Origin of the sequence: Cupriavidus sp. MP-37 (assembly GCF_020618415.1) — a bacterium.
Taxonomy (GTDB): Bacteria; Pseudomonadota; Gammaproteobacteria; order Burkholderiales; family Burkholderiaceae; genus Cupriavidus.
In genome coordinates this window covers 837,279-863,201 of record NZ_CP085345.1, presented here as the reverse complement: position 1 = coordinate 863,201, position 25,923 = coordinate 837,279, and the positions used below count along the sequence as shown (strand labels likewise).

The 25,923-nt window shown below is 68.9% G+C and carries 28 protein-coding genes; 10 read left to right on the top strand and 18 right to left on the bottom strand.

Features of this window, described 5'->3' with window-relative positions; translation table 11 throughout:
• The first annotated feature begins 363 nt into the window (after positions 1-363).
• The 8 genes from LIN44_RS20455 to LIN44_RS20420 all read left to right on the top strand — a co-directional run bounded on the left by LIN44_RS20455 (position 364) and on the right by LIN44_RS20420 (position 9,195).
• Positions 364-1,326: an amidohydrolase family protein gene (locus tag LIN44_RS20455; RefSeq protein WP_227316073.1), complete on the top strand. Its 963-nt coding sequence runs from the start codon at positions 364-366 to the stop codon at positions 1,324-1,326.
• Positions 1,327-1,347: 21 nt separating this feature from the next.
• Positions 1,348-2,100, top strand: a complete 753-nt coding sequence (locus tag LIN44_RS20450) for an Asp/Glu racemase (RefSeq protein ID WP_227316072.1) — start codon at positions 1,348-1,350, stop codon at positions 2,098-2,100.
• Positions 2,101-2,110: 10 nt separating this feature from the next.
• Positions 2,111-2,980 carry an alpha/beta fold hydrolase gene (locus tag LIN44_RS20445; RefSeq protein ID WP_227316071.1) on the top strand — a complete coding sequence of 290 codons (870 nt, stop codon included), beginning with the start codon at positions 2,111-2,113 and terminating at the stop codon, positions 2,978-2,980.
• A complete protein-coding gene (locus LIN44_RS20440) occupies positions 2,967-4,025 on the top strand; it encodes a 2,5-dihydroxypyridine 5,6-dioxygenase (RefSeq protein ID WP_227316070.1) in 1,059 nt (352 codons plus the stop codon). The genes LIN44_RS20445 and LIN44_RS20440 overlap by 14 nt, the downstream gene beginning before the upstream one ends.
• Positions 4,022-4,651, top strand: coding sequence for an N-carbamoylsarcosine amidohydrolase (locus LIN44_RS20435; protein WP_227316069.1), 630 nt, complete (start codon positions 4,022-4,024; stop codon positions 4,649-4,651). Before LIN44_RS20440 ends, LIN44_RS20435 begins: the two co-directional genes overlap by 4 nt.
• A 141-nt stretch (positions 4,652-4,792) precedes the next feature.
• On the top strand, positions 4,793-7,189 hold the full coding sequence (locus LIN44_RS20430; protein WP_227316068.1) for a xanthine dehydrogenase family protein molybdopterin-binding subunit: 2,397 nt from the start codon (positions 4,793-4,795) through the stop codon (positions 7,187-7,189).
• A gap of 3 nt (positions 7,190-7,192) precedes the next feature.
• Positions 7,193-8,020, top strand: a complete 828-nt coding sequence (locus LIN44_RS20425) for a xanthine dehydrogenase family protein subunit M (RefSeq protein ID WP_227316067.1) — start codon at positions 7,193-7,195, stop codon at positions 8,018-8,020.
• An 8-nt stretch (positions 8,021-8,028) separates the two neighbouring features.
• Positions 8,029-9,195, top strand: a complete 1,167-nt coding sequence (locus tag LIN44_RS20420) for a 2Fe-2S iron-sulfur cluster-binding protein (RefSeq protein ID WP_227316066.1) — start codon at positions 8,029-8,031, stop codon at positions 9,193-9,195.
• Positions 9,196-9,240: 45 nt separating this feature from the next.
• Here LIN44_RS20420 and LIN44_RS20415 read toward each other — a convergent pair whose 3' ends face one another.
• Complete coding sequence (locus tag LIN44_RS20415; RefSeq protein WP_227316065.1) at positions 9,241-9,837, bottom strand: helix-turn-helix domain-containing protein; 597 nt, start codon at positions 9,835-9,837, stop codon at positions 9,241-9,243.
• 112 nt (positions 9,838-9,949) lie between these two features.
• On the opposite strand from LIN44_RS20415, the gene kbl reads away from it, so the two are divergent.
• Both kbl and LIN44_RS20405 read left to right on the top strand, forming a co-directional pair.
• Positions 9,950-11,149 carry a glycine C-acetyltransferase gene (kbl, locus tag LIN44_RS20410; RefSeq protein ID WP_227316064.1) on the top strand — a complete coding sequence of 400 codons (1,200 nt, stop codon included), beginning with the start codon at positions 9,950-9,952 and terminating at the stop codon, positions 11,147-11,149.
• On the top strand, positions 11,149-12,105 hold the full coding sequence (locus tag LIN44_RS20405) for an L-threonine 3-dehydrogenase (protein ID WP_227316063.1): 957 nt from the start codon (positions 11,149-11,151) through the stop codon (positions 12,103-12,105). Before kbl ends, LIN44_RS20405 begins: the two co-directional genes overlap by 1 nt.
• A gap of 4 nt (positions 12,106-12,109) precedes the next feature.
• Here the strand turns inward: LIN44_RS20405 and ccmI are convergent, their stop codons facing one another.
• The 17 genes from ccmI to LIN44_RS20320 form a co-directional block, all read right to left on the bottom strand.
• The gene (gene ccmI, locus LIN44_RS20400) at positions 12,110-13,327 is read right to left on the bottom strand and encodes a c-type cytochrome biogenesis protein CcmI (protein WP_227316062.1); all 1,218 of its coding nucleotides are present in this window, start codon (positions 13,325-13,327) and stop codon (positions 12,110-12,112) included.
• Positions 13,324-13,797 carry a cytochrome c-type biogenesis protein gene (locus LIN44_RS20395; RefSeq protein ID WP_227316061.1) on the bottom strand — a complete coding sequence of 158 codons (474 nt, stop codon included), beginning with the start codon at positions 13,795-13,797 and terminating at the stop codon, positions 13,324-13,326. Before LIN44_RS20395 ends, ccmI begins: the two co-directional genes overlap by 4 nt.
• Positions 13,790-14,332 carry a DsbE family thiol:disulfide interchange protein gene (locus LIN44_RS20390; protein WP_227316060.1) on the bottom strand — a complete coding sequence of 181 codons (543 nt, stop codon included), beginning with the start codon at positions 14,330-14,332 and terminating at the stop codon, positions 13,790-13,792. The genes LIN44_RS20395 and LIN44_RS20390 overlap by 8 nt, the downstream gene beginning before the upstream one ends.
• Positions 14,329-16,359: a heme lyase CcmF/NrfE family subunit gene (locus LIN44_RS20385; RefSeq protein WP_227316059.1), complete on the bottom strand. Its 2,031-nt coding sequence runs from the start codon at positions 16,357-16,359 to the stop codon at positions 14,329-14,331. The genes LIN44_RS20390 and LIN44_RS20385 overlap by 4 nt, the downstream gene beginning before the upstream one ends.
• The gene (gene ccmE, locus LIN44_RS20380) at positions 16,356-16,829 is read right to left on the bottom strand and encodes a cytochrome c maturation protein CcmE (protein WP_227316058.1); all 474 of its coding nucleotides are present in this window, start codon (positions 16,827-16,829) and stop codon (positions 16,356-16,358) included. The genes LIN44_RS20385 and ccmE overlap by 4 nt, the downstream gene beginning before the upstream one ends.
• Entirely contained in the window at positions 16,826-16,969 is a 144-nt protein-coding gene (gene ccmD, locus LIN44_RS20375) for a heme exporter protein CcmD (protein ID WP_227316057.1), read from the bottom strand. The genes ccmE and ccmD overlap by 4 nt, the downstream gene beginning before the upstream one ends.
• The gene (locus LIN44_RS20370) at positions 16,966-17,757 is read right to left on the bottom strand and encodes a heme ABC transporter permease (protein ID WP_227316056.1); all 792 of its coding nucleotides are present in this window, start codon (positions 17,755-17,757) and stop codon (positions 16,966-16,968) included. The genes ccmD and LIN44_RS20370 overlap by 4 nt, the downstream gene beginning before the upstream one ends.
• Positions 17,754-18,431: a heme exporter protein CcmB gene (gene ccmB / locus LIN44_RS20365; protein ID WP_092313378.1), complete on the bottom strand. Its 678-nt coding sequence runs from the start codon at positions 18,429-18,431 to the stop codon at positions 17,754-17,756. Before ccmB ends, LIN44_RS20370 begins: the two co-directional genes overlap by 4 nt.
• Before the next feature lie 5 nt (positions 18,432-18,436).
• Entirely contained in the window at positions 18,437-19,090 is a 654-nt protein-coding gene (ccmA, locus tag LIN44_RS20360) for a cytochrome c biogenesis heme-transporting ATPase CcmA (protein WP_227316055.1), read from the bottom strand.
• Entirely contained in the window at positions 19,087-19,674 is a 588-nt protein-coding gene (locus LIN44_RS20355) for a cytochrome c3 family protein (RefSeq protein ID WP_227316054.1), read from the bottom strand. Before LIN44_RS20355 ends, ccmA begins: the two co-directional genes overlap by 4 nt.
• Positions 19,675-19,686: 12 nt before the next feature.
• Complete coding sequence (locus LIN44_RS20350; protein ID WP_227316053.1) at positions 19,687-20,187, bottom strand: nitrate reductase cytochrome c-type subunit; 501 nt, start codon at positions 20,185-20,187, stop codon at positions 19,687-19,689.
• A gap of 25 nt (positions 20,188-20,212) precedes the next feature.
• On the bottom strand, positions 20,213-22,708 hold the full coding sequence (napA, locus tag LIN44_RS20345; protein WP_227316052.1) for a periplasmic nitrate reductase subunit alpha: 2,496 nt from the start codon (positions 22,706-22,708) through the stop codon (positions 20,213-20,215).
• On the bottom strand, positions 22,705-23,019 hold the full coding sequence (locus LIN44_RS20340; protein ID WP_227316051.1) for a chaperone NapD: 315 nt from the start codon (positions 23,017-23,019) through the stop codon (positions 22,705-22,707). Before LIN44_RS20340 ends, napA begins: the two co-directional genes overlap by 4 nt.
• A 103-nt stretch (positions 23,020-23,122) precedes the next feature.
• Complete coding sequence (gene napE, locus LIN44_RS20335) at positions 23,123-23,287, bottom strand: periplasmic nitrate reductase, NapE protein (RefSeq protein WP_041228818.1); 165 nt, start codon at positions 23,285-23,287, stop codon at positions 23,123-23,125.
• Between the two features lie 217 nt (positions 23,288-23,504).
• Positions 23,505-23,846: a hypothetical protein gene (locus LIN44_RS20330; RefSeq protein WP_227316050.1), complete on the bottom strand. Its 342-nt coding sequence runs from the start codon at positions 23,844-23,846 to the stop codon at positions 23,505-23,507.
• A gap of 178 nt (positions 23,847-24,024) precedes the next feature.
• A complete protein-coding gene (gene serA / locus LIN44_RS20325; RefSeq protein WP_227316049.1) occupies positions 24,025-25,236 on the bottom strand; it encodes a phosphoglycerate dehydrogenase in 1,212 nt (403 codons plus the stop codon).
• Positions 25,237-25,374: 138 nt separating this feature from the next.
• Positions 25,375-25,902 (bottom strand): hypothetical protein, encoded by a 528-nt coding sequence (locus tag LIN44_RS20320; RefSeq protein WP_227316048.1) that lies wholly within the window; start codon positions 25,900-25,902, stop codon positions 25,375-25,377.
• Positions 25,903-25,923 lie beyond the last annotated feature (21 nt).

Sequence of the window (25,923 nt, the reverse complement as noted above, 5' to 3'; positions counted from 1 at the left end):
CGCCACTGTGCTGCGCCGCATCGTGCCGGTGCATCAGTCAGTATGCTGATGAGAAACACAGTATGCTGAGCAAAATGCGGGCCAGTGCCGGCGCGGCCTGGTGGGTTGCGAAGGCGCCGGAAAGCCCGATTTAAATGGCTATTTCATATCGTCAGCATACTGATCATCTGGAGCCAGTGTAATGAGCGCTCCCGCCCATCGTTATAGGTGTTAACCCTTCGCGCAGCGTCTGGACTTTTGAAAAACCGCTGACTAGAATCCGAAACTAATCAGTGTACTGATCAATTGGCGAGGCAGCGCGTTTGCGCACGCGAAGCAAGCCCGGCACGCAGCGATTCCACCCCATCAGGAGCCCCCACCAGCATGACCTACGTGAAGAAGATCGCCCTGGAAGAGCATTTCATGACCCCCGGCTTCCAGGCTTACTCCAAAGGGTTCACGCAGCATATCGATCCCGCGGTGTTCGCCGAGCTGGGTCGCCGCCTTGCCGATTTCGACGAAGAGCGCCTGGCCGAGATGGAGCGCTGTGGCATCGACATCACCGTGCTGTCGCAGACTGGCCCGGGCGTGCAGGGAGAAGCCGATGCCGGCCTCGCGCTGGCCCGGGCGCGCGAGAGCAATGACTTCCTGGCGGCGCAGATCGTCCGCCATCCGACTCGGTACGCCGGCTTTGCCGCGCTGCCGATGCATGACCCGTTGCAGGCGGCCGCGGAGCTGGAGCGCGCCGTGCTGCAGCTCGGCTTCAAGGGCTCGCTGGTGAACGGCCATACGCACGGGCGCTACTACGACGACCCCGCCTACGACGCGTTCTGGGAACGCATGCAGGCGCTTGACGTGCCGATGTACCTGCATCCGACCGATGCGTTCGTGTCGCCGCAAGTACTGGCCGGCCATCCGGAACTGGCCGGGGCCGCGTGGGGGTGGGGCGTGGAAACTGCCTCGCACGCTCTGCGGCTGCTGTTCAGCGGTGTGTTCGACCGCTTCCCGCGCCTGAAGCTTATCCTCGGCCATATGGGCGAGGGCTTGCCTTACCAGCGCTGGCGCTTCGACAGCCGCTTCGCGGTCTATTCGCATGGCGTGAAGCTGCAGCGCGCGCCGTCCGAATACATCGGCCGCAATATCGTCATCACAACCTCGGGCGTGTGTTCGCACGGCGCACTGATGGGCGCCATTGCCGAACTGGGACCGCAAGCAGTGATGTTCTCGGTCGACTACCCCTATGAATCCACCGAAGTGGCCGCGCGGTTCATCGACAGCGCGCCGCTCGACGAAACCACGCGTGCGCTGGTCTGCCATGGCAATGCGCAACGCCTGCTCAAGCTCTGATCGCACCAACCGGATACCCTCATGCAAAAAGTCTTTCGTATCGGCCAGATCGTCCCCAGCTCGAACACGACGATGGAAACCGAAATCCCCGCCATGCTGACGGCGCGCCAGCAGATCCGCCCGGAGCGCTTCACCTTCCATTCGAGCCGCATGCGGATGAAGAAAGTCGTCAAGGAAGAACTCGCGGCGATGGATGCCGAATCCGACCGCTGCGCGGTGGAACTGAGCGACGCCCGCGTCGACGTGCTCTGTTATGCCTGCCTGGTCGCGATCATGGCGATGGGCCATGGGTATCACCGGCAATCGGAACAGCGCCTGAAAGCACATACCGCGGCGAATGGTGGCGACGCGCCCGTCATCACCAGTGCCGGCGCGCTGGTGGATGCGCTCAAGGTGATGGGCGCGAAGCGCATTGCAGTCGTCGCGCCCTACATGAAGCCGCTGACCGAGCTGGTCGTGGACTACATCCGCAACGAGGGCTATGACGTTGTGGACTACCGCGCGCTGGAGATCCCCGACAACCTCGACGTCGGCCGCCATGATCCGTCGCGCCTGCCGGGCATCGTCGCGCAGATGAACACGCAGGACGTCGACGTGATCGTGCTGTCCGCCTGCGTGCAGATGCCGTCGCTGCCGGCGGTGGCCAGGGTCGAGGCGATGACCGGCAAGCCGGTGCTGACCGCCGCCATTGCCACGACCTACGCAATGCTCCGCGCGCTGGACCTGGAGCCGGTCGTGCCGGGCGCCGGTGCGCTGCTGTCCGGCGCCTACTGAGGAGCAGCCCATGCGTACCTTCCTGTACGGGGGCCATGTCCACGCCAACGGCATCCGGCAGCATTACCTGCGCTACGGTGGCGCCGAGGGCGAGCGTGCCGAGCGCGACGCGGTCGTGATCGTGCCGGGCATCACCAGCCCCGCGATCACCTGGGGCTTTGTCGGCGAGCAGTTCGGCATCCGCTTCGACACCTACATTCTCGATGTGCGCGGCCGCGGGCTGTCGTCGGCGGAACCGGGGCTCGACTACGGCCTCGATGCGCAGGCGCGCGACGTGGTGGCGTTTGCCCAAGCGCTGGGCCTGTCGCGCTACAGCGTGGTCGGCCATTCGATGGGCGCACGGATCGGGCTGCGTGCCGCGGCGGGGCAGCCGGGCGGGCTGGCGCGGCTGGTGATGGTCGACCCGCCAGTCTCGGGACCCGGGCGCCGTCCGTATCCGGCACAGCTGCCGTGGTATGTCGACTCGATCCGTCTGTCCCGCCAAGGCACCGACCTGGAAGGCATGCGGCGCTTCTGCCCGACCTGGACCGATGAGCAGCTGCGCCTGCGCGCCGAATGGCTGCACACCTGCAACGAAGACGCGGTGGTGCGCAGCTTCGAGGACTTCCACCGCGACGATATCCACGCCGACATGCCGCGGGTCAAGATTCCCACGCTGCTGATGACGGCTGGCCGCGGCGAGGTGGTACGGGCCGAGGACGTCGCGGAGATCCGCACGCTGCTGCCTGGCGTACTGGTAAGCCATGTCGCCAATGCCGGCCACATGATCCCCTGGGACGACGAAGAAGGATTTTATGCGGCGCTGGGGGATTTTCTCGGCGCGCCGCTGGGGCAATCGTTGACCAATGCGCGAGAAGGGAGCCGACATGCCGGTAACTGACCATCAGATGATCGAGGCCTGGCGCAAGGTGCTGCGGCTGTCCCGGCTGGAGCCGGGCCAGACCGTCACCATCCTGACCAGTGCCGCCACCCACCCGCAGACGCTGTCCACCGCGCTCACCGCGACGCAGTCGATGGGAGCCATCGTCAACCGGCTCGACCTGCCACCCGTCAACGGCGAGAAGGCGCTGAGCCGCGATGCGCTCGCCTATCTTGGCACTACGCCGCTGACCGGCAACCCGGCGGCGATTGCCGCGCTCAAGGCGAGCGACCTGGTGCTGGACCTGATGACACTGCTGTTCTCGCCTGAGCAGCACGAGATCCTGCAGGGCGGCACCAAGATCCTGCTGGCCGTCGAGCCGCCCGAGGTGCTGGCGCGCATGGTGCCCTGCGAGGCTGATCGCGAACGCGTGAAGGCGGCCTCGCAGCGCTTGGCAAGCGCGAAGGAAATGCACGTCGTCTCGCCTGCCGGCACCGACCTGCGCTGCCCGCTGGGGGAATTCCCCGCCATCAGCGAGTACGGCTTTGTCGACGAGCCCGGGCGCTGGGACCACTGGCCGAGCGGATTCGCGCTGACCTGGCCCAATGAAGGCGCCGCCTACGGCACCATCGTGCTGGACAAGGGCGACATCCTGCTGCCGCAGAAGACCTACGTTACCGAGCCGATCCGCCTGACCGTGGAAGCCGGCTTTGCGACGCGCATCGAAGGCGGGCTCCATGCGGAGCTGCTGAGCGAATACATGGCGTCGTTCAACGATCCCGAAGCCTATGCGATCTCGCACATCGGCTGGGGGCTGCAGCCGCGCGCGCACTGGTCGACGCTGGGCCTCTACGACCGTGAGGCCACCATCGGCATGGATGCGCGCGCGTTCGAGGGCAACTTCCTGTTTTCTCTTGGTCCTAACAACGAGGCCGGTGGCCATCGCACCACGGCCTGCCATATCGACATTCCCGTGCGCCGCTGCACCGTGCGCCTGGACGGCGCCGAGGTGGTGAGCGCGGGCAAGGTGACCGACGGTTTCCGCTATCCGGAGGACAAGTCGTGACGTACAAGGAAATCGGCGCGTACCAGCGCCAGGGCTTCGGCAATGCGCTGGAACTGGATGGTCCCTACGGGCTCCTGATCGTGGACTTCGTCAACGGCTTTGCCGATCCGGCGGTATTCGGTGGCGGCAACATCCGCGAGGCCATTGCCAATACCGTGCCGCTGCTCGCGGTGGCGCGGCGCGAAGGCTGGCCGGTCGCGCACAGCCGCATCGTGTACGCCGACGATGGCGCCGACCGCAACATCTTCTCGATGAAGGTGCCCAACATGCTGACGCTGAAGGAGCATGCCTTCAACAGCGCCATCGTGCCGGAACTGGCGCCGCGACCGGGCGAACTGGTGGTGCGCAAGACCGTGCCGTCGGCATTTTTCGGCACATCGCTGGCGGCGTGGCTGACCCAGCGCGGCGTGCGCACGCTGCTGGTGGCCGGCGCCGTAACCAGCGGGTGCGTGCGCGCCAGCGTGGTCGACGCGATGCAGTACGGCTTCCGCCCTCTGGTGCTGTCCGACTGCGTGGGCGACCGCGCGCTGGGGCCGCATGAGGCCAACCTGTTCGACATGGCGCAGAAGTACGCAACGGTCGCCACGCGGGGGGAGGGGCTTGCCGCCATCGGCGTGCGGGAATAGCCGCCTGAAGGGCTTTGGGCGAGGGCTTAGGGCGGTCGCCAGAATGCGGTAAAGCCACAATTGACAGGGCCACCCGCCTGTCCCTAGGATTTTGGTCAGTATGCTGAATAAACCACGCTTATCATCGGAACGGACAGGGCAATGACATCTTCGATGGAACCGGATCACCCGGTAACTTCGCGCGGGCAGGGGGTTGGCGCCCGTGTGGCGCGCAAGGAGGACGCGCGGCACCTGCACGGCAAGGGCCGCTTCGTCGCGGACATCGCCATGCCGGACCTGCAGGAAGTGGCGTTCCTGCGCAGTCCGGTGGCGCACGCCAGGCTGCTGTCGGTGACCAAGCCGTCCCGGCACGCCGCCGCGGTGATCGTGCGTGACGACATGGCGGCGGCCAGCGATATCGTCGTCGACTCGGCTTTTCCGTCCTACCAGCCTTCGGCCCAGCCGCCGCTGGCCAGCGGCAAGGTGCGCTTCGTCGGCGAGCCGGTGGCGATGGCGTTCGCGCCAACGCGTGCCGAGGCGGAGGATATCGCCGAGCAGGTTGCCGTATCGTTCGACGAACTTCCCGCGCTGGCCGACGTCATCCAGGCGCGCCAGCTTGCCGGGGAGGTCCGCATGCACGAGCACTGGCGCGACAACACCTTCCTGACGCTGACTGTCGACAAGAACTTCGAGGCGCGCCGGCGCGAGGCCACGGTGGTGGTGCGCCGCCAGATCGACCTCGCGCGCCAGTGCATGGTGCCGATGGAGGGCAAGGCGGTGCTGGCCTACTGGGATCATCAGTTCGACCAACTGGTGGTCTACAGCGCGACGCAGGTGCCGCATATGATCCGCACGATCCTGGCGCACTGCCTGGGGCTGCAGCAGGAGCGCGTGCGGGTGATTTCGCCTGACGTGGGCGGCGCCTTCGGCTACAAGTGCGTGCTGCAGCAGGAAGAGCTGTGCATTGCGTGGCTGGCGCTGACCTACAAGCGCCCGTTCCGCTTTATCGAGGACCGGCGCGAGCACCTGACCGCCGGCGCCAACTCGCGCGAGCACCACTATGACCTGACCGCGTATGCCGATGCGCGCGGCCGCCTGCTGGCGCTCGATGCAAAGATCGTGATCGATGGCGGTGCGTATTCGGTGTGGCCGTTCACCATCGGGCTGGAGCCGGGGCAGGCGATCGGCAACCTGCCGGGGCCGTATGCCTTTGACGGCTACCGCTGCGAAACGACTTGCGTGGCGACGAACAAGCCGGGCTTCGTGCCGTATCGCGGCGTGGCGCGTACCGGGGTTTGCTTTGCGATGGAGCTGATGATCGACGCCATCGCACGCGAAGTGGGGCGCGAACCGTGGGAAGTCCGCTGCGAGAACCTGGTGCCGCCGGAGGCCATGCCCTATGTCAACGTCACCAACAAGCATTTCGACGGCGGCGATTACCCGGCCAGCGTACGCAAGGCGATGGAGATGATCGGCCTGCCCGCGATCCGCGCGCGCCAGCAGGCGGGGCCGCAGGGCAGCACCTATGTCGGCGTGGGTTTCGGCACTTACACCGAGCAATCGGCGCACGGCACCTCGGTGTTTGCCGCGTGGGGCACGCCGGTGATCCCGGGCTTCGATTCGGCGACGGTGCGCATCACGCCGGACGGCGGGCTCGAGGTGCGCGTGGGCGTGCATTCGCACGGACAGGGCATGGAGACCACCTTCGCGCAGATCGCCAACGAGATCCTCGGCATCGACCTTGCGCGGATCAAGGTGGTGCACGGCGATACCGGCCTGACGCCGTTCTCGACGGGCACGTATGCTTCGCGCTCGCTGGTGATGTCGGGCGGCGCGGTGTCGCGCGCGTGCAAGGCGCTGCTGCCGCGCCTGCTGAAGATCGGTGCGCACATGCTGGGCCAGCCGCAGGATGCCGTGGTCTTCCGCGACGGGGCCGTGGCGGGCGGGGATGCGGGCAGCGCCGATATCGCCCGCATCGCCAACGCCTGGTACATCAATCCGCACCTGCTGCCGCCGGACGTCGACGCGCAGGGGCTGGAAGTCACGATGGGCTTCAAGCCCGCTGTCGATACCGGCAGCTTCACCTACGCCACGCATGCCGTGGCGGTGGCAGTCGATATCGAATCCGGCTATGTGGAGATCCTCGACGACGTGGTGGTGGAGGACTGCGGCACCATGATCAATCCGATGGTGGTCGAAGGCCAGACCTACGGCGGCGTGGCGCAGGGCATTGGCACCGCGATGTTCGAAGCCATGCACTACGACGGCAATGGACAGCCGCTGGCGTCGACGCTGGCGGACTACATGCTGCCGGGGCCGACCGAGATCCCGTCGATCCGCATCCATCATTTCGAGACGCCGTCGCCGCATACGGAGTTCGGCGCCAAGGGCATGGGCGAGGGCGGGGCGATCGCGCCCCCGGCTGCGATCTTCAACGCCGTCAACGACGCGCTGCGCAATTTCGGGGTCGAGCTGAAGGAGACGCCGCTGACGCCGCGCAAGATCCTGGAAGCGCTGGATGCGGCTCAAGCCGATACGCATAGCCGGAGGGCTGCCTGACCGATGAAAGCCGTTGCATTCTCCTACCACGCACCCGGCTCGCTGCCGGAAGCGCTGTCCCGCCTGGGCGCGGGCACTGATGTGGCCAAGGCCATGGGCGGCGGGCAATCGCTCGGGCCGATGCTGAACCTGCGCCTGACCCGGCCCGATACGGTGGTCGACGTGTCGGCGCTGCGCGCATTGCGCGAGGTGACCGCTACCGCCGACGGCATCCGCATCGGCGCCTGCGTCACCCACGCGCAGATCGAGGACGGCGTGTTCGAGCCGCTGCGCGGCACCATGCTGCAGGCCGTTGCCGGCGGCATCGCCTACCGCGCGATCCGCAACCGCGGCACCGTGGGCGGCAGCCTCGCGCATGCGGACCCCGCGGCCGATTGGGTCGTGGCCATGACGGCGCTGGGGGCGCACATCGAGATCGCGTCCGCCGCCGGCACGCGGGACGTGCCGATGGAGTCATTCATGCTCGGCGCCTACACCACGGTGCTGGCCGACGGCGAGCTGATCGCCGCGGTACGGGTGCCGCCGCAGACCGCGCACAGCCGCTGGGGCTACCACAAGCTGTGCCGCAAGACCGGCGAATTCGCCGAGGCCAGCTGCGCCGCGTACTTCGACGCCAGCCGCCGCTTCGCCCGCATCGTGCTCGGCGCGCTGGACGGACCGCCGCTGGTGCTGCCCGGTCTGACACGCGCCGTCGCGGCGCAAGGCGCAGCCGCGCTGACGGCCGACGCCGTTGCCGACGCCGTCGCCCAAGCCGCGCCGGGCAAGGACGCCATCGACCGCAAGCTGTACCGAACCGTCGTGACCCGCTGCGTCACGCAATTGCTGAACTGAGGAGCGCCGTGCAGACCATCGAATTCACCGTCAACGGCCGCCGGGTGTCCGGTGCGTGCGCGGACCGGACGCACCTGGGCGACTACTTGCGCGACACCCATCGCCTGACCGGCACGCACCTTGGCTGCGAGCACGGCGTGTGCGGCGCCTGCACCGTGCTGGTGGACGGCCAGCCGGTGCGCTCGTGCATCACCTTCGCCGCCGCCTGCCAGGGCGCCGAGATCGTCACGGTGGAGGGCTACGAGGACGACGCGGTCATGGCCGATCTGCGTGCCGCCTTCAACCGGCATCACGCGCTGCAATGCGGCTTCTGTACGCCGGGGATGCTGGCCACCGCGCGTGATATCGTGCTGCGCCTGCCCGATGCCGACGAGGTCATCATCCGCCATGAGCTGTCCGGCAACCTGTGTCGCTGCACCGGCTATATGGGCATCGTTGCCGCCATCCGTTCGGTACTGGATGCACGCCGCACAGCCGCCGGCGTGATTGCACGGCATGCCGGGGCGGCCGCCGCCACGATGCCGTTTGCGGGTTTCACCGTCGCGGCTGAAGCGCTCGGCACGCAGGCGCACCTGGCTGCGGCGGGCAGTGCCGAGCCGGAACGTTCGGCCGACCGCAAGGGTTGGTCGCGCATTGAAGGCAGCTTTACCGTGCCCTATGCATTGGAGGACGTATGGGCCTTCATGGCGGACCTGCCGGCCGTGGCGGGCTGCCTGCCGGGCGCGGTGCTGACGGAAGTGGCGGGGGAAAAGGTCAAGGGCCATATCGCCATCAAGTTCGGCCCCATGTCGGCAAGGTTCGAGGGCGCCGCGCGCCTGCAGCGCGATGATGCAAACCAGCGCGGCGTGCTGAAAGGGGCGGGGCAGGACTCGCTCAGCAATTCCAAGGCCGCGGGCGATATCGCCTATGCGCTCAGGGCCTTGTCCGCCGGCGAGACCGAAGTTGCGGTTGACCTGCAGTATTCGCTGCAAGGGCCGCTGGCGCAGTTCTCGCGCTCGGGGCTGGTGCGCGACTTCGTGCGGCGGATGATCGCCGACTTCGGCAAGTCGGTGTCGCGCCGGATGGACCCCACGCTCAGCGAGGCCGAACGCAACCAGGCCGTGCGCCTGAACCCGGTGACAATGTTTTTCGGCGTGCTGTGGGAGCGTGTGAAACGTTTGTTCGGCGCCCGCTGAACAACCCTGGGGGGTAGGCGGGCGCCGCGGCCTTCCTTGGCCGCCTTACCCCGGATGCACTACAACCAGTAGTGCGGTGGCCGTGGTCTTGCCACCATTGGAGATCGCATGTGCGACATCGGCCGCATAGCGCGCGGTCTCGCCGTGCCGCAGCTTCTTCTCATCGGCGCCCGCGCGCACCGTCATCGATCCGCTCAGCACCGACAGGTGTTCCTGGGTGCCGGCCTCGTGCGGCTCGGAGGCCAGCACGCCGCCGGCCTGGATGGTCAGTTCATACCACTCGAAACGCCCGGCCAGCTCGATCGGGCCCAGGATGCGCAGGTCGCAGCGCGTGTCGGGGCTCTTCAGCGACGGGATCGCGTGCGGCTGGACCACGGTGATGCCGCCGCCGGGACGCTCCGCGCCGCCGCCGGCGAGGAAGTCGGTCAGGCTCACGCCGAGCGCATTGGCCAGGCGCCACAGCACCGCCACGGTCGGGTTGGCGAGGTTGCGTTCGATCTGCGACAGCATCGACTTGGAAACCCCCGCGCGGCGCGACAGTTCGTCGAGCGACAGCCGCTGCTGCTGGCGCAGCGCCTGCAACGCCATGCCGACGGCGGGCGGCCCGTCGGCCTGCGGGGTCTGGACCAGGGCTTGCGTCATGGAATGATGTTCGTTATATTGCGCAAAACGTTCGATATACAGAACGTGTTCGATTTATCGATCGGATCGTAGCACACCCGCCCGCACACACCGAACCTAACGGAGCCAAGCCATGCCGAATGCCCAGGCGTTCTATGCGTCCATCCGCGACGAGCTGCAATCCATCCGCGACGCCGGGCTGTACAAGAACGAGCGCGTGATCGCCACGCCGCAGGGCGCGCGCGTGCGCACCAGCGACGGACGCGAGGTCATCAACCTGTGCGCGAACAACTACCTGGGCCTGTCTTCGCACCCGCGCGTGATCGAGGCCGCGCACGAAGCGCTGCGCACGCATGGCTTCGGCCTCAGCTCGGTGCGCTTTATCTGCGGCACCCAGGACCTGCACAAGACGCTCGAGGCGCGGCTGTCGAACTTCCTCGGCACCGAGGACACCATCCTCTACGGCTCGGCCTTCGACGCCAACGGCGGGCTGTTCGAAACGCTGCTGGGCGCGGAAGACGCGGTCATCAGCGATGCGCTCAACCACGCCTCGATCATCGACGGCATCCGCTTGTCCAAGGCGCGGCGCTACCGCTACCAGCACAACGACATGGACGACCTGCGCGCGCAGCTGGAACAGGCCCGCGCGGACGGCGCGCGCTACACGCTGGTGTTCTCCGACGGCGTGTTCTCGATGGACGGCACCGTGGCGCGCCTGGACGCGATGCGCGCGCTGTGCGACGAGTATGGGGCGCTGCTTGGCATCGACGAATGCCATGCCACCGGCTTCATGGGCCAGCGCGGCCGCGGCACGCACGAGGCGCGCGGCGTGTTTGGCAAGATCGACATCATCACCGGCACGCTCGGCAAGGCGCTGGGCGGCGCGTCGGGCGGCTTCACCAGCGCGCGCAAGGAAGTGGTGGCGCTGCTGCGCCAGCGCTCGCGGCCGTACCTGTTCTCGAATACGGTGGCGCCGGCGATCGTGGGCGCGTCGATCGCGGTGCTCGATATCCTCGAAGGCAGCACCGAGCTGCGCGACCGGCTCGAGCGCAACACCAGGTTCTTCCGCGCCGGGCTGGACCAGCTCGGCTTCGACGTCAAGGCCGGCGACCACCCCATCATCCCGATCATGGTCTACGACGCCGACAAGGCGCAGCAGCTGGCGCAGCGGCTGCTGGAGCTGGGCGTGTACGTGGTGGGCTTTTTCTACCCGGTGGTGCCCAAGGGCCAGGCGCGCATCCGCGTGCAGATGAGCGCGCTGCATGACGAGGCCACGCTGCAGGCGGCGCTGGACGCCTTCGGCCAGGCCGGCCGCGAACTGGGGCTGGTCTGATGGAAGCAGGCACACCGAAGATCCTGATCGTCGGCGCCAACGGCCAGATCGGCTCGGAGCTGGCGCTGGCGCTGGCCGAGCGCTACGGCCGCAGCAACGTGATCACCTCCGACGTGGTGCCGACCGGCCGCCACGTGCAGCTGACCCACGAAATGCTCAACGCCACCGACCGCGGCGAACTGGCCACGGTGGTGGAGCGCCATGGCATCACCCAGGTCTACCTGCTGGCCGCGGCGCTGTCCGCCACCGGCGAAAAGGCGCCGCAGTGGGCCTGGAACCTCAACATGACCAGCCTGCTCAACGTGCTGGAGCTCGCGCGGCAGACCGGGCTGGAGCGGGTGTTCTGGCCCAGCTCGATCGCCGCCTTCGGCCCGACCACGCCGGCCGCGCACACGCCCCAGCAGACCGTAATGGAGCCGACCACGGTCTACGGCATTTCCAAGCAGGCGGGCGAGGGCTGGTGCCGCTGGTATCACGCCAACCATGGCGTCGACGTGCGCAGCGTGCGCTATCCCGGCCTGATCTCGCACAAGACCCCGCCCGGCGGCGGCACCACCGACTATGCCGTCGACATCTTCCATGCGGCGGTGAAGGGCGAGCCTTACACCTGCTTTCTGCGCGAGGACGAAGCCCTGCCGATGATGTATATGCCCGATGCCATTCGCGCCACCATCGAACTGATGGAAGCGCCGGCGGCGCAGCTGAGCGAGCGCGGCAGCTACAACATCGCCGGCATGAGCTTCACCCCGGCGCAGATCGCCGCGGCCATCCGCGAGCAGGTGCCGGGCTTCCAGATCCGCTACGAACCGGACTATCGCCAGGCGATCGCGCACGGCTGGCCGGATTCGATCGACGACGCGGTCGCGCGTGCTGACTGGGGCTGGCGGGCGCAATACGGCTTGCCGGAGATGGTGGCGGACATGCTGGCCAACCTGAGGGCGACGCTGCCCGCGTGAGCCGCTACGGGGCCGGGGTGGCTTCGACCTTGCCGTCGATGGCGATGCGGATGCCCTCGGTGCCGACTGCCACCGGGCCCGTGCGCCCGACCAGGTCGCCGGCCTTCGGCAAGGCGCTGCCGCTGCCCGAAATCCGCGCTTCCAGCATGACCTGCCGATGCCCCGACAGCCGGTGCCCGGGCCGCAGCGCCAGCGCATCGTCCAGCGTGAATGACAGTGGCAGATCGCGCGCCTGCCGGCGCAGCACCGCCAGCGGCATGCGCGAGCCGTCGTTGGGCAGCGCGTAGACAAAGAGCGTGTCGCCGGGTTGCGGCGTGCGCCCGGCCTTTTCGCTGAGCGTGACCATGCCGGTCACCTTCGCGGCGTGCGCCGCGCCGTCCGGGCTGCGCGCGGCCGCCAGGTTGGCCGCGATGCGCGCCGCGGTTTGGGAATCCGCGGGCAGCAGCCGGTACAGGTGTTCCCAGTAGCCGATCGCCGCCTGCTTGTCGCCGCGCTCCGTCGCCGCGCTGGCGGCAAGTGCCAGGCCCTTGGGATCGTCGGGATCGAGCGCCAGCGCCTGACGCACTTGCGCCATCGGCGCGCCGTCCAGCGCGCCGCCATTCAGCGTGGCCAGCACATCGGCGTAGTCGGAGCGCAGCGCGGCCACGTCCGGCGCCAGTTCGACCGCGCGCGCGTAGGCGGCCGCGGCGTCGGCATGGCGCTCCAGCACGCTGTACGAGCGTGCCAGCATGGCCCAGCCCTGCGCGTCGCCGGGCGCCTCGCGCAGCCGCTGCGCGAGCTGGTTCACCATGCCCTCGACCTGTGCGCCGCTGAGCTGGTGCTCGCTGCCACTGGCCGCGGGCAGGTCGTCGGCGCGCCACAGCGCCACCGGATTGCCCAGATGCAGGTAGAGCAGGATGGCGGCGCTGGGCAGCGCGGCCAGCAGCAGCGCGGCAAGCAGCGGCGAGGGGCCCGCCCCGGCCGGAACGGTGTTGGTGCCGGCGGCCTCTTCCAGCAGCCGGCGGCCGAGTTCATCGCGGGCTTCGGCATGGCGCGCCGCGCTCAGGGTGCCGGCGTGCAGGTCGCGCTCCAGCTCGCGCAGCTGGTCATGGTAGAGCTCCACCAGCTGCGCGCGTTCGGGCGTGGCGGCGGCGCCCGGCGCAGGGCGCCGCAGCAGCGGCCACAGCAGGCACGCCGTGGCGGCGGCGATCAGCGCGGCGGCCAGCAGCCAGAAGGTAGTCATGGCGGGCGGCGCTCCGTGGTCGACGCATCCAGCAAATCCGCAAGCTGGCGCTGTGCGGCGGCGTCCAGGGGCGGGTCGGCCGGCGGGCCGGCGGCGGCGCGGGCGCGCGCGCGCACGATGGCGAATACCGCGGCGGCCAGCAGCAACAGCGGCCCGAACCACAGCAGCCACGTCAGCGGCCGCAGCGGCGGCTGGTACAGCACGAAGTCGCCGTAGCGCTGCACCAGGTAGTCCTTGACCGCCGCGTCGCTGGCGCCGTCGCGCAGTTGCGCGCGGATCTGGCGGCGCAGGTCCACCGCCAGCTCGGCGTTGGAGTCGGCCAGGGTCTGGTTCTGGCAGACCAGGCAGCGCAGCTCGCCGGACAGCGCATGCACGCGTGCGTCGAGCTCGGCTTCGCTCAACGCCGCGGCGTGCAGCGCCACGCCGCTCAGCGCCGCCGCAAGCCGCGCGGCGAGGGCGCGGCTATGCATGGCCATCTCCCTGCCGCTGCAGCTGCTCGATCAGCGGGATCAGCTTGCGTTCCAGCACCTCGCGCGTGACCGGGCCGACCTGGCGGTAGCGCACCACCCCGTTCTGATCGATGACGAAGGTCTCGGGCACGCCATAGACGCCGTAGTCGATGCCGACCCGGCCGTCGGCGTCGACCAGCGACGCGGCATAGGGGTCGCCGAGGCGCCGCAGCCAGTCACGCGCGGCACCGGCTTCGTCCTTGTAGTTGAGGCCGTACAGCGGCACCGGCGCGCGCGCGGCAAAGTCCACCAGCACAGGGTGCTCGGTGCGGCAGGCCGCGCACCACGAGGCCCACACGTTGAGCAGCCAGACCTTGCCGCGCAGGTCGGTGCTGGCCAGCGTGCGGCCTTCGGGGGCCAGCAGCGGCAGGCGGAACGCCGGCGCGCTCTTGCCCACCAGCGGCGACGGCAGCTCGCGCGGATCGTGGCGCAGGCCCGCGGCCAGCGCCACGGCGAGGGCGAGGAAGGCGGCCAGCGGCACCAGGAAGCGCGTCATGCGGGCGTCTCCTCGCGGACCGAGGTCAGTGCCGGGATCGCCGGTGCATCGGCTGCGGCCGGCGCGTTGACCGCGTCGGTGGCGCGGCGGCGCAGCCGGTAGCGCTTGTCGCACACCGCCAGCAGGCCGCCCAGCGCCATCAGCACGCAGCCGGCCCAAATCCAGTCGACAAAGGGCTTGACGTGGATGCGCACGGCCCAGGCGCTGCCGTCGGCGTCGTTGCCGACATGCTCGCCCAGCGCCACGTAGAGATCGCGCGTCACGCCGCTGTCGATGGCCGCTTCGGTGGTAGGCATGTCCTGGCTGCGGTAGATGCGGCGCTCGGGGTGGAGCACCGCCACCCGCTGGCCCGCGCGCGAGGCCACCAGGGTGCCGCGCAGCGCGTCGTAGTTGGGGCCGCCGGCCTGGGTCACGCCGGCAAAGCGGAAGTCATAGCCGCCCACGCTGACCGTGTCGCCGGCGCGCATCGGCAGCTCGCGCAGGCTCTCCTGGCCGGACACCAGCGTCACGCCGGCGATGAAGACGCCCACGCCGGCGTGCGCGAGCAGCATGCCCCAGTAGCCGGGCGTGAACTGGCGCAGCGCCGCCAGCCGGCGGCCGTGCTGGTGGTGCAGCCGCGCCGCGACGCTGGCCACCGCGCTCAGCACGCACCAGGCCGCCAGCAGCAGCCCCAGCCCGCTCAGCGCCGAGGCATTGCGCAACGCCAGCAGCAATCCCGCGCCGACGGCCGTGCTAGCCACCGCGGCCCAGCGCAGCCGGCGCGCCATGCCGGGCAGGTCGCCGTGGCGCCAGCGTGCCAGCGGCGCGGCGCCCATCAGCAGCACCGCGGGCGCCATCAAGGGCACGAACACCTGCTCGAAATAGGCGGGGCCGACCGAGATCTTGCCGAGTCCGAGCACGTCGACCAGCAGCGGGTAGAGCGTGCCCAGCAGCACCGTGGCGGCGGCCACCGCCAGCAGCACGTTGTTGGCCAGCAGCATCGACTCGCGCGACACCGCCGCAAACGCCACGCGGCGCGCCAGCGCCGGCGCGCGCCAGGCATACAGTGCCAGCGCCAGCCCGGTCACCAGCCCCAGCAGCGCCAGGATGAAGATGCCGCGCTTCGGGTCCACCGCGAAGGCGTGGACCGAGGTCAGCACGCCGGAGCGGACCAGGAAGGTGCCGAGCAGGCTCAGCGAGAACGTGAAGATCGCCAGCAGCACGGTCCACGCGCGCAACGCGCCGCGCTTCTCGGTCACCGCCAGCGAATGCATCAGCGCGGTGCCGGCCAGCCAGGGCATGAACGAGGCGTTCTCGACCGGGTCCCAGAACCACCAGCCGCCCCAGCCCAGCTCGTAGTAGGCCCAGGCGCTGCCCAGCATGATGCCCAGGGTCAGGAAGGACCACGCCACCGTGGTCCACGGCCGCGACCAGCGCGCCCAGGCCGCATCGACGCGCCCGGCCAGCAGCGCCGCCACGGCAAAGGCAAAGGTCACCGAGAAGCCGACGTAGCCCATGTACAGCAGCGGCGGGTGGAACACCATGCCGGGATCCTGCAGCAGCGGGTTGAGGTCACGGCCTTCCATCGCCGGCGGCAGCAGCCGCACGAAGGGGTTGGAGGCAAACAGCAGGAATGCCAGGAAGCCGGCGCTGATCGCACCCATCACCGCCAGCACGCGGGCCACCGCGGCCAGCGGCAGCTGCCGGCTGAACACCGATACCGCCAGCGACCACAGCGCCAGCATCAGCGTCCACAGCAGCATCGAGCCTTCATGCCCGCCCCACACCGCGGCGATGCGGTAGGCCAGCGGCAGCGCGCTGTTGGCGTTGGCGGCGACGTAGCGCACGCTGAAGTCATTGCTGACGAAGGACCACGTCAGCGCGGCGAACGACAGTGCCACCAGCAGGCATTGCACGCGCGCGGCGGGGCGCGCCAGCGCCATCCACGCCAGCTGGCCGCGCGCCGCCCCGGCCAGCGGCACCACCGCCTGCACCAGCGCCACCAGCAGTGCGACGATCAGCGTGAAGTGGCCCAGCTCGGCGATCACCGGCGCGCCTCCTGCGCCGCCATGGTGGCGGCCACGCGCGGCTTTGGCTGGCCGGCCTGCTTCAGCGCGGCGGCGGCTTCGGGCGGCATGTAGTTCTCGTCGTGCTTGGCCAGCACCTCGCTGGCAATGAAGGTGCCGTCCGCGCGCAGCTGGCCGCGCGCGACCACGCCCTTGCCTTCGCGGAACAGGTCGGGCAGCAGGCCGCGATACTGCACCGGCACCTGGCGCGCGGTGTCGGTCACGACGAAGCGCACCGTCATGCCGTCGCCCTCGCGCCGGATCGAGCCGGGCGCGACCAGCCCGCCCAGCCGGAAGCTGCGCGCCACCGGCGCCTCGTGCGCGGCGACCTGGCTGGGGCTGAAGAAGAACACCAGGTTGGCGCGGAAGGCATTGAGCACCAGCGCCGCCGCGATGCCGCAGCAGGCCAGCGCCGCGGCCAGCAGCCCCAAGCGGCGCTGGCGTGGTGTCATCGGCCAGCTTCCTGGCCTGTGGCACGGCAGCGGCGGGCCAGCAGCACCAGCTCCAGCGCCAGCAGCAGCGCGCTCACGCCGAAGGCGCCGGCGATGAAGATGCCGTGGTGCCCATAGGGCAGCAGCGTGGACAGCGTCATGAAGTCTCTCCCGGAACCATGGCGGGGCCGTGCGGCGCCTCGCCGCGTTCGCGCAGGATGCAGCGCACGCGCACCAGCGCCACCGCCACCGTGTACATCCAGCAGGCCAGCGTCATCAGCAGCATGCCGGCCAGCATGGTGGCGGCCATCGACGGCGCCGCGGTCAGGCTGACCGAGGCGCCCTGGTGCAGCGTGTTCCACCACTGCACCGAGAAGTAGATCACCGGGATGTTGACCACCCCCACCAGCGCCAGCACCGCGCAGGCGCGCTCGGCGCGGCGCGGCTCGTCGATGGCGGCTTCCAGCGCGATAAAGCCCAGGTACAGGAACAGCAGGATCAGCTCGGAGGTGAGCCGCGCGTCCCACACCCACCACGTGCCCCAGGTGGGCTGGCCCCACAGCGCGCCGGTCCACAGCGCCAGCGCGGTGAAGAGCGCGCCGGTCGGCGCCAGCGCCGACGCCATCATCGACGACAGCCGCGTGCGCAGCACCAGCGCCAGCGCGCAATAGCCGGCCATGACCAGGTAGATGAACATCGACATCCATGCCGCCGGCACATGGATGAAGATGATGCGGTAGACCTCGCCCTGCTGCGCGTCGACGGGCGCCACGGCGAATCCGGTCCACAAGCCCGCTATCGCGAACAGTGCCGCCGCGGCGAAGAACCAAGGGGCCATGCGCCCGGCCAGCGGATAGAAGCGCACCGGCGCGGCGTAGGCCAGCCAGTGGCGGCGGGCGCGGGCGGGTGACGACATGCGGTGTGGCAGCGAGGGCAGCGGCTGGCTCATGCCGGGGTCTCCATGGCAATGCGCAGCCCGGCGGCGGCGGCCAGCGGGCACAGGAACAGCGACAGCGCCAGGCATGCGCCCAGCAGCGAGAACTGCGCCGTCGCGTCCAGCCCGGCATCGGCGGCGGCCGCGGCGCCGGCGCCGAACACCAGCACCGGCACGCACAGCGGCAGCACCAGGATGCACAGCAGCACTGCGCCGCCGCGCAAGCCCAGCGTCAGCGCCGCGCCCACCGCGCCGATCAGGCTCAGCGCCGGCGTGCCGACCAGCAGCGATGCCGCCAGCAGCAGCGCGGCGCCGGACGGCAAGCCGTATTGCTGCGCCAGCAGCGGCGTCAGCACCAGCAGCGGCAGCCCGCTGGTGAGCCAGTGCGCGGCGATCTTGGCCAGCACCAGCAATGCCAGCGGATGCGGCGACAGCAGTAGCTGGTCCAGGCTGCCGTCGGCATGCTCCTGCGCAAACAGCCGCGACAGCGACAGCATCGAGGCCAGCAGTGCCGTCACCCACAGGATGCCTGGCGCCAGCGCGCGCAGCTGCTGCGGCTCCGGCCCGATCGCCAGCGGGAACAGGCTCGCGGCCATGACAAAGAACACCACGCCGCCAGGCAGGCTGCCGCGCCGCCGCCACGACAGCGAGACATCGTGCGCGACGATGGCGGCGAGCGTGCCCGGCATGCCCATCATGCAGCTCCGCCCAGGCGCAGCACCGCGCCGCCGCCGGGCAGCAGCTGGTGCGTGGCGATCACCGCCATGCCGCCCGCGGCCAGGTGCGCGTCGAGCTGGCGCTGGAAGCGCGCGCAAGCGTCGGCATCCAGCGCGGTGACCGGTTCGTCCAGCAGCCACAGGATGCGCGGCGCCAGCGCCAGCCGCGCCAGCGCGACGCGCCGCCGCTGGCCTTGCGAGAGCGTGCGCACCGGCACCTGCGCGACGCGCTCCAGCCCTTGCGCGGCGAGCGCGCGCGCGACGCTGGCGGCGCGCCGGCCGGCATCGGCATGGCGGCCGGCAAGGCGGGCGGCAAAGCGCAGGTTCTCGGCCGGGGTCAGGTCGATGTCGATGCCGTTGGCGTGGCCGAGGTAGGCCAGCGCCTGCTGGAACTCGGGGTCGCCAGCGCGCAGCGGACGGCCGTGCCATTGCAGCGTGCCGGCATCGGCGCTGGCCAGGCCGCACAGCACGCGCAACAGCGTGGTCTTGCCGCTGCCGTTGGCGCCCAGCACCTGCAGCAGGCCTCCCGGCGCCAGGCCGAGGTCGATGCCCTGCAAAACCGTGCGGCCGGCACGCGACACCGCCAGGCCGCTGGCGCTGAGCACGGGCGAGGGCGCGGCGTCGGGCGTCATTTCACCTCGGCCTTGGACATGTCGGGAAGATGGTGGGCGATGCCCTTGTGGCAGTCGATGCAGGTTTTCTCCTTGTTGGCCAGGTAGGTCGAGTGCATCGCCTGCGCGCGCGGGCTCTGCCGGGTGAAGTCCATCGACTGGTAGTCGTGGCAGTTGCGGCATTCCAGCGAATCGTTGGCCTTGAAGCGCGCCCACTCGTGCTGGGCCAGCGTGAGCCGGTGCGCCTGGAATTTCTCGCGGGTGTCGACGGTGCCGAAGATCTTGGCCCAGACCTCCTTGGACGCCTGCATCTTGCGCGCCATCTTGTTGGTCCAGTTGTGCGGCACATGGCAGTCCGAACACTTGGCGCGCACACCGCTGCGGTTGGTGAAATGGATGGTGCCCTGCAGCTCCTGGTAGACGTTGTCGCGCATCTCGTGGCAGCCGGTGCAGAACTGCTCGGTGTTGGTCAGCTCCAGCGCGGTGTTGAACGCGCCCCAGAACACCACCCCCGCGATAAAGCCGCCCAGCGTCAGGAAGCCCAGGCTGAAGTACGCGCTGGGCCGGTTGATGGTCCGCCAGTAACGCTTGATCAGGTCGAGCATGGCGCGCACCCGCTAGTTGGACGAGCCCTTGGCGCCGGGCTTGCGCTTGAGCAGCTGCTCGACATCGACGAAGGTGTTGCCCACCAGCGGTTTGGCGTCGGCCTGCGGCACGTGGCACTGGGTGCAGAAGTAGCGGCGCGGCGAGACCTCGGCCAGCACGTTGTTGTGGCGGTCCATGTAGTGGGTGATGCTGACCGGGATCGCCTGGGTTTCCTCGGTGCGGGTGCGGGCGTGGCAGAACATGCAGCGGTTGAAGTCCTTGTCGACCTGGTAGCCGTCGATCTTGTGCGGGATCGTCGGCGGCTGCATGGTGTAGTTGCGGTTGCGGCGGATGTCCTTGTTTTCGGTGGGGTAGAGCAGCGGCGCCTTGGTTTCATCGGCGATGGGCGTGGGCCCGCGCATCGCGTCGACCACGCCCTGCGCGCGTGCCGGGATGGCGGCCGGCGGCGCCAGCACGCCCAGCAGCAGCGCGCACAGCGCCAGCAGCGGGATCCAGGATCGGCTTGGCTTCATGGCGTCTCCCTCGTTCGGTTCGGGGCTAGACCTTGACGATCTTGACCGCGCACTTCTTGAAGTCGGTCTGCAGCGAGATCGGGCAGGTGGCATCCAGCGTCACCTTGTTGATCAGCTGGCTGGCATCGAACCATGGTACGAACACCAGCCCGCGCGGCGGCGCGTCGCGCCCGCGGGTCTCCACGCGCGAGCGCATGCGCCCGCGCCGCGACACCACCTCCACCTCCACGCCGCGGCGCAGCCCCATCGCGCGCGCGTCTTCCGGATGCATGAACACCACCGCGTTGGGAAAGGCGCGGTACAGCTCGGGCACGCGCCGCGTCATCGAGCCGGAGTGCCAGTGCTCGAGCACGCGCCCGGTGGCCAACCAGAACGGATACTCCTTGTCGGGCGATTCGGCCGGCGGCTCGTAGGGCAGGGCGAAGATCACCGCCTTGCCGTCGGGGTTGCCGTAGAACTGGTAGCCGGTGCCCGCCTTGACGTAGGGGTCGCTGCCCTCGCGATAGCGCCAGCGCGTCTCCTTGCCGTTGACCACCGGCCAGCGCAGGCCGCGCGCCTCGTGATAGGCGTTGAACGGGGCCAGGTCGTGGCCGTGGCCGCGGCCGAAGCTGGCGTACTCTTCGAACAGCCCTTTCTGCACGTAGAAGCCGAAGGCCTTGGCCTCGGCGTTGTGGTAGTCGGCGTCGATGTCCTTGAGCGGGAACTTGTCGACGTTGCCGTTGCGGTAGAGCACGTCGAACAGGGTCTTGCCGCGATACTCGGGCTTCTTCGCGATCAGCTCGGCCGGCCACACGTCCTCGACCTTGAAACGCCTGGAGAACTCCATCAGCTGCCACAGGTCGGAGCGCGCCTCGCCCGGCGCATCGACCAGCTGGTGCCAGAACTGCGTGCGGCGCTCGGCGTTGCCGTAGGCGCCTTCCTTCTCCACCCACATCGCGCTGGGCAGGATCAGGTCGGCGGCGAGCGCGGTCACGGTGGGATAGGCGTCGGACACCACCACGAAGTTCTGCGGATTGCGGTAGCCCGGCAGGCCCTCTTCCATCAGGTTGGCCGCGGCCTGCATGTTGTTGTTGACCTGCACCCAGTAAGCGTTGAGCTTGCCGTCCTTGAGCATGCGATTCTGCAGCACGGCATGGTAGCCGGGCTTGTCGGGGATGGTGCCGGGGGGCAGCTTCCAGATGCGCTCGGCTTCCTCGCGATGCTTGGGGTTGGTCACCACCATGTCGGCCGGCAGCCGGTGCGAGAAGGTGCCCACCTCGCGCGCGGTGCCGCACGCCGACGGCTGTCCCGTCAGCGAGAACGGGCTGTTGCCCGGCGTGGCGATCTTGCCGGTCAGCAGGTGCAGGTTGTAGACCATGTTGTTGGCCCAGCTGCCGCGCGTATGCTGGTTGAAGCCCATGGTCCACAGCGACATCACCTTGATATTGGGATCGGCATACAGCTCGGCCAGCTGATCGAGCTTGGCCTTGGGCACGCCCGACAGCTTGCTGACGGTTTCGGCGTCGTACTTGGCGACGAAGCGCGCGAATTCGTCGAAAGTGATGGGACGCGCCGCGCCCGGATCGGCCGCGTGCGTGGCCGCCTTCTGCAGCGGATGTTCCGGGCGCAGGCCATAGCCGATATTGGTCACGCCCTCCTTGAACACGGTGTGCTTGTTGACGAAGTCCTTGTTGACCTTGTTGTTCTTGATGATGTACTGGGCGATGTAATTCATCATCGCCAGGTCGGTCTGCGGCTTGAAGATGACCGGGATGTCGGCCAGGTCGAACGAGCGGTGGGTGAAGGTCGACAGCACCGCCACGCGTGTCTTCGGATGGCTCAGGCGCCGGTCGGTAATGCGGGTCCACAGGATCGGGTGCATCTCCGCCATGTTCGAACCCCACAGCACGAAGGCGTCGGCGGCTTCGAAGTCGTCGTAGCAGCCCATCGGCTCGTCCATGCCGAAGGTGCGCATGAAGCCCTGCACCGCCGAGGCCATGCAGTGGCGCGCGTTGGGATCGAGGTTGTTGGAGCGGAACCCGGCCTTCATCAGCTTCGACGCGGCATAGCCCTCCCACACGGTCCACTGGCCCGAGCCGAACATGCCCACCGCGGTCGGGCCTTTCTCTTTCAGCACGCGCTTGAACTGGTGCTCCATCTCGTCGAAGGCACGCTCCCACGTCACCGGGGCGAATTCGCCGTTCTTGTCGTATTTGCCGTTTTTCATGCGCAGCAGCGGCCTGGTCAGCCGGTCCTGCCCGTACATGATCTTCGACAGGAAATAGCCCTTGACGCAGTTCAGGCCCTTGTTGACCTCGGCTTGCGGGTCGCCGTTGGTCGCCACCACCTTGTTGTCCCGCACCGCCACCGTGACGCCGCAGCCGGTGCCGCAGAAGCGGCAGGGCGCCTTCGACCACTTCAGCTTGGTCACCTCGCTGTCGGTCACCATGTTGGCGGCCTCCGCGGGCAGCGTCACGCCGGCGACAGACGCCGTTGCCGCCACCGCGGTCTGCTTGATGAAGTCACGACGAGAGAGTTTCATCGGGCGATCTCCTCGTTCATTGCCTCGGCGTCTTCGTTGTGTTGGTAGACCAGCGCGGCGGACAGCACGCCGTCGAGCTGGTGCAGGTAGGTCAGGTGCGCGGCAATGGCGCGCGAGGTGGGCGCTTCGATGGTGACGACGAGCTTGCCGGCGTCGCTGGCGGCGTGGATCTCGGCGCCGGTGATGCCGTCGATCGCGGCCCGGACCCGGGCCAGCTGACCGGGCATGGCATGGACGACGATGCCGGCGATATGCCACTCTGCGCCGGCGGGCAGCGGCTGGATGGGGATGGCGCGTCTGGCTGCGGGCATGCGCAAGCTCCGGTTCGATGCCGTTTCAGTCTGTGCTGCAGCTTGTTTTTATCTGCTCAATGCCCGGCGGCGAACCCGCCGCACCAGGCCTGCGCGGGCCGCGCTAGTGGGACGGCGGACCGCTGATCAGTTGGGTCATCCAGACAATGAACCCGTAGCCCGCAACGATGATGACGGACAGCACTGGCACCATGACGGCGGTCAGGAAAAGGAAACTGCGCAGTTCTTCTTGCTTGCGTTGCGGGTCGTGGGCTTCACCGGTTTCCATCGTGGGTTGACGTCCTCGGCAAAAGGGATCAGGCGGCACGCGATGCGTTACACCATTAAAGGAAGCACAAGCCAGGGTGTCAAGACGGCACGCGCGGCGGGCAAGCCGCGACGACGGAGGATGCGCCGGGGACCGCAATGCCGGCCACGCGATCCCCCGAATGCGGTAGCGGGCGCCACAGCGCCCGCGCGCAATATGTCAGCTGATGATAGATCCGCTAGTGATAGCTGACCATGACCAGGTAGGCAGGCGCCGCGCTGCGCGTGCCCGCGCGCGTGCGATGGACTTCCAGGCTGGCCATGCCGATGCGGGTCAGTCCCGGCAGCCGGTCAGGCGTCACCGCAACGGGCGCCGACACGACTTGTCCCGATGGCTGCCGGCAGCTGGCGTGCACCAGCCCGGCAGACGGACGGAAGCCGCATGACGGCGACGTGATCGCGCCCAGGAAGGTAATGGTGCCGGTTTGCGCGGCGGCGCTGCCGATTCCCGCCATCGACAGCAGCGTGGCTGCGGCCAGCCCGCGGGCCATGGCGATGGCCTTTCTGCGTTCAAGCGACATGTCTGACCTCACGATCGTTAGTGCGGCACCGACCGGGCCGCCATCTTCATCGCGTACCCTGCAGGCCCCATCCATCTGCATGGGGCCTGCATTCAGCATAGCGCTTCGTTCAGAGCATTCTTAGAACTTTAGACACTTCGGTGGCAATCTCATGCATGCCGCGATGGCGCTCGCGCAGCTACGCCGCGCCGCGCAGGATCAGGCGCGAGCGCGCAAAACCGGCATGGGTCTGCAGCGCCTGCATCAGCTGCGCGGAGGGCGCGCGGTCCAGGTCAGTCACCACGTAGCCGGTGTGGCCGCGCGTTTGCAGATGCTGGCCGGTGATGTTGACGCTTTCCTGCGCCAGCAGCGTGTTCAGCGCTGCCAGCGCGCCGGGCGCGTTGCCGTGCACGTTGAGCAGCCGCGCCGGCGCATGCAGCGGGCCGGGGTCGACCTCGGGGAAGTTGACCGCGCCGATGGTGCCGCCGGTGGCGAGGAAGTGCGCGAGCTTGGCCGCCACCTCGGTGCCGATGTTTTCCTGCGCTTCTTCGGTGCTGCCGCCGACGTGCGGGGTCAGCAGCACGTTGGGCAGGTTCTGCAGTTCGCTGGTGAAGGGATCCTGGTTGGTCTTGGGCTCTTCCGGGAACACGTCGATGGCCGCGCCGCCCAGCCGCTTTTCACGCAGCGCCGCGGCCAGCGCGGCGATGTCGACCACGCTGCCGCGCGAGGCATTGATCAGGATCGCGCCCGGCTTGAATGCGGCCAGGATGCTGGCATCGATCATGTTGCGCGTGCGTGGGGTGGCGGGTACGTGCAGCGTCACCACTTCGGCCTGCGACACCGCTTCTTCCAGCGAGCCGGCGGCGCGGGCCGAACCGTGCGAGAGCCGCGCCAGCACATCGTAGTAGACCACGCGCATGCCCATCGATTCGGCCAGCACGCCGACCTGCGAGCCGATGTTGCCGTAGCCGACGATGGCAATGGTCTTGCCGCGCGTCTCGAACGCGCCGGCGGCGCCCTTGGCCCATTTGCCGGCATGCGCCAGCGTGTTCTTCTCGGGAATCCGGCGCAGCAGCATCACCGCTTCGGCGACCACCAGCTCGGCCACCGAACGGGTGTTGGAAAAGGGCGCGTTGAAGACCGGGATGCCGGCAGCGGTGGCGGCATCCAGGTCGACCTGCGAGGTGCCGATGCAGAAGCAGCCGATCGAGAGCAGTCCGGGCGCGCTGCGGATATCGTCCGCGCGCAGGTGGGTGGCAGAGCGGATGCCGATCACGTCATGGCTGGCCAGCACCTGGCGCAGTTCGGCGCCGGCCAGCGCGCCGGTGCGGCGCTCGACCTGCAGGCCGGCTTCGGCCAGCCGGGCGTTGGCGCTCTGGTGGATGTTCTCGAGCAGGATGGCTGTGGTCACGATGGTTTTCCGCGTGGAAGGTTGGCGGGCAGTGCCGCATCGCCTCCATTCTGCGCGCAAAACCGCGCCGGGGCCGGGGAGCCCCTGCTGCCGGCATTGGCACCGGCCGCGGCCCCGGCATCACCGTCAGCATTACCGTCAGCGCGCGCGGCGCGCGTCGCCGCCGAGCGGATCGACGATGATCATGGTCTGGCGCAGGACGCCGGCGTTGTCGAAGTAGCAACTGAAGTGCGCCGTCTGCAGGCCATCCTTGTACATGCGCCAGGACCAGGCTTCGCGCTGCATCAGCGGGTAGTACTGCACCGGCTCGCGCGGCAGGCCGAAATGCTGCTGCACGTCCTTTTTGGTCCAGACCCCGACCTGGGCGCGATAGATCTCGGCTTCGGTAAGCATCTGGCGGTAGCGGACCAGCCTGCCCTCGCCATCGAAATCGGCAGCGTAGACCTGATGGCCGAAGGGCTGGCGCGACCACAGCCAGCGGGTGGTGCCGTCGGCCAGGCGATGGGTCTCGGTGGGCGGTCCGAAAGTGTTGCGCACAGCGCTTTCAGGGCTGCCGATCATCTGCCGGCCGGTCTGTTCCGGCTGCAGGGTGGCGCAGGCGCCCAACAGGGCCGCGGCGACGCACAGGGCGCCGGGATATCGGGAGGAAAGGGACCGGGGTGGCATGGCGCGCTCCTGCGGACGGGG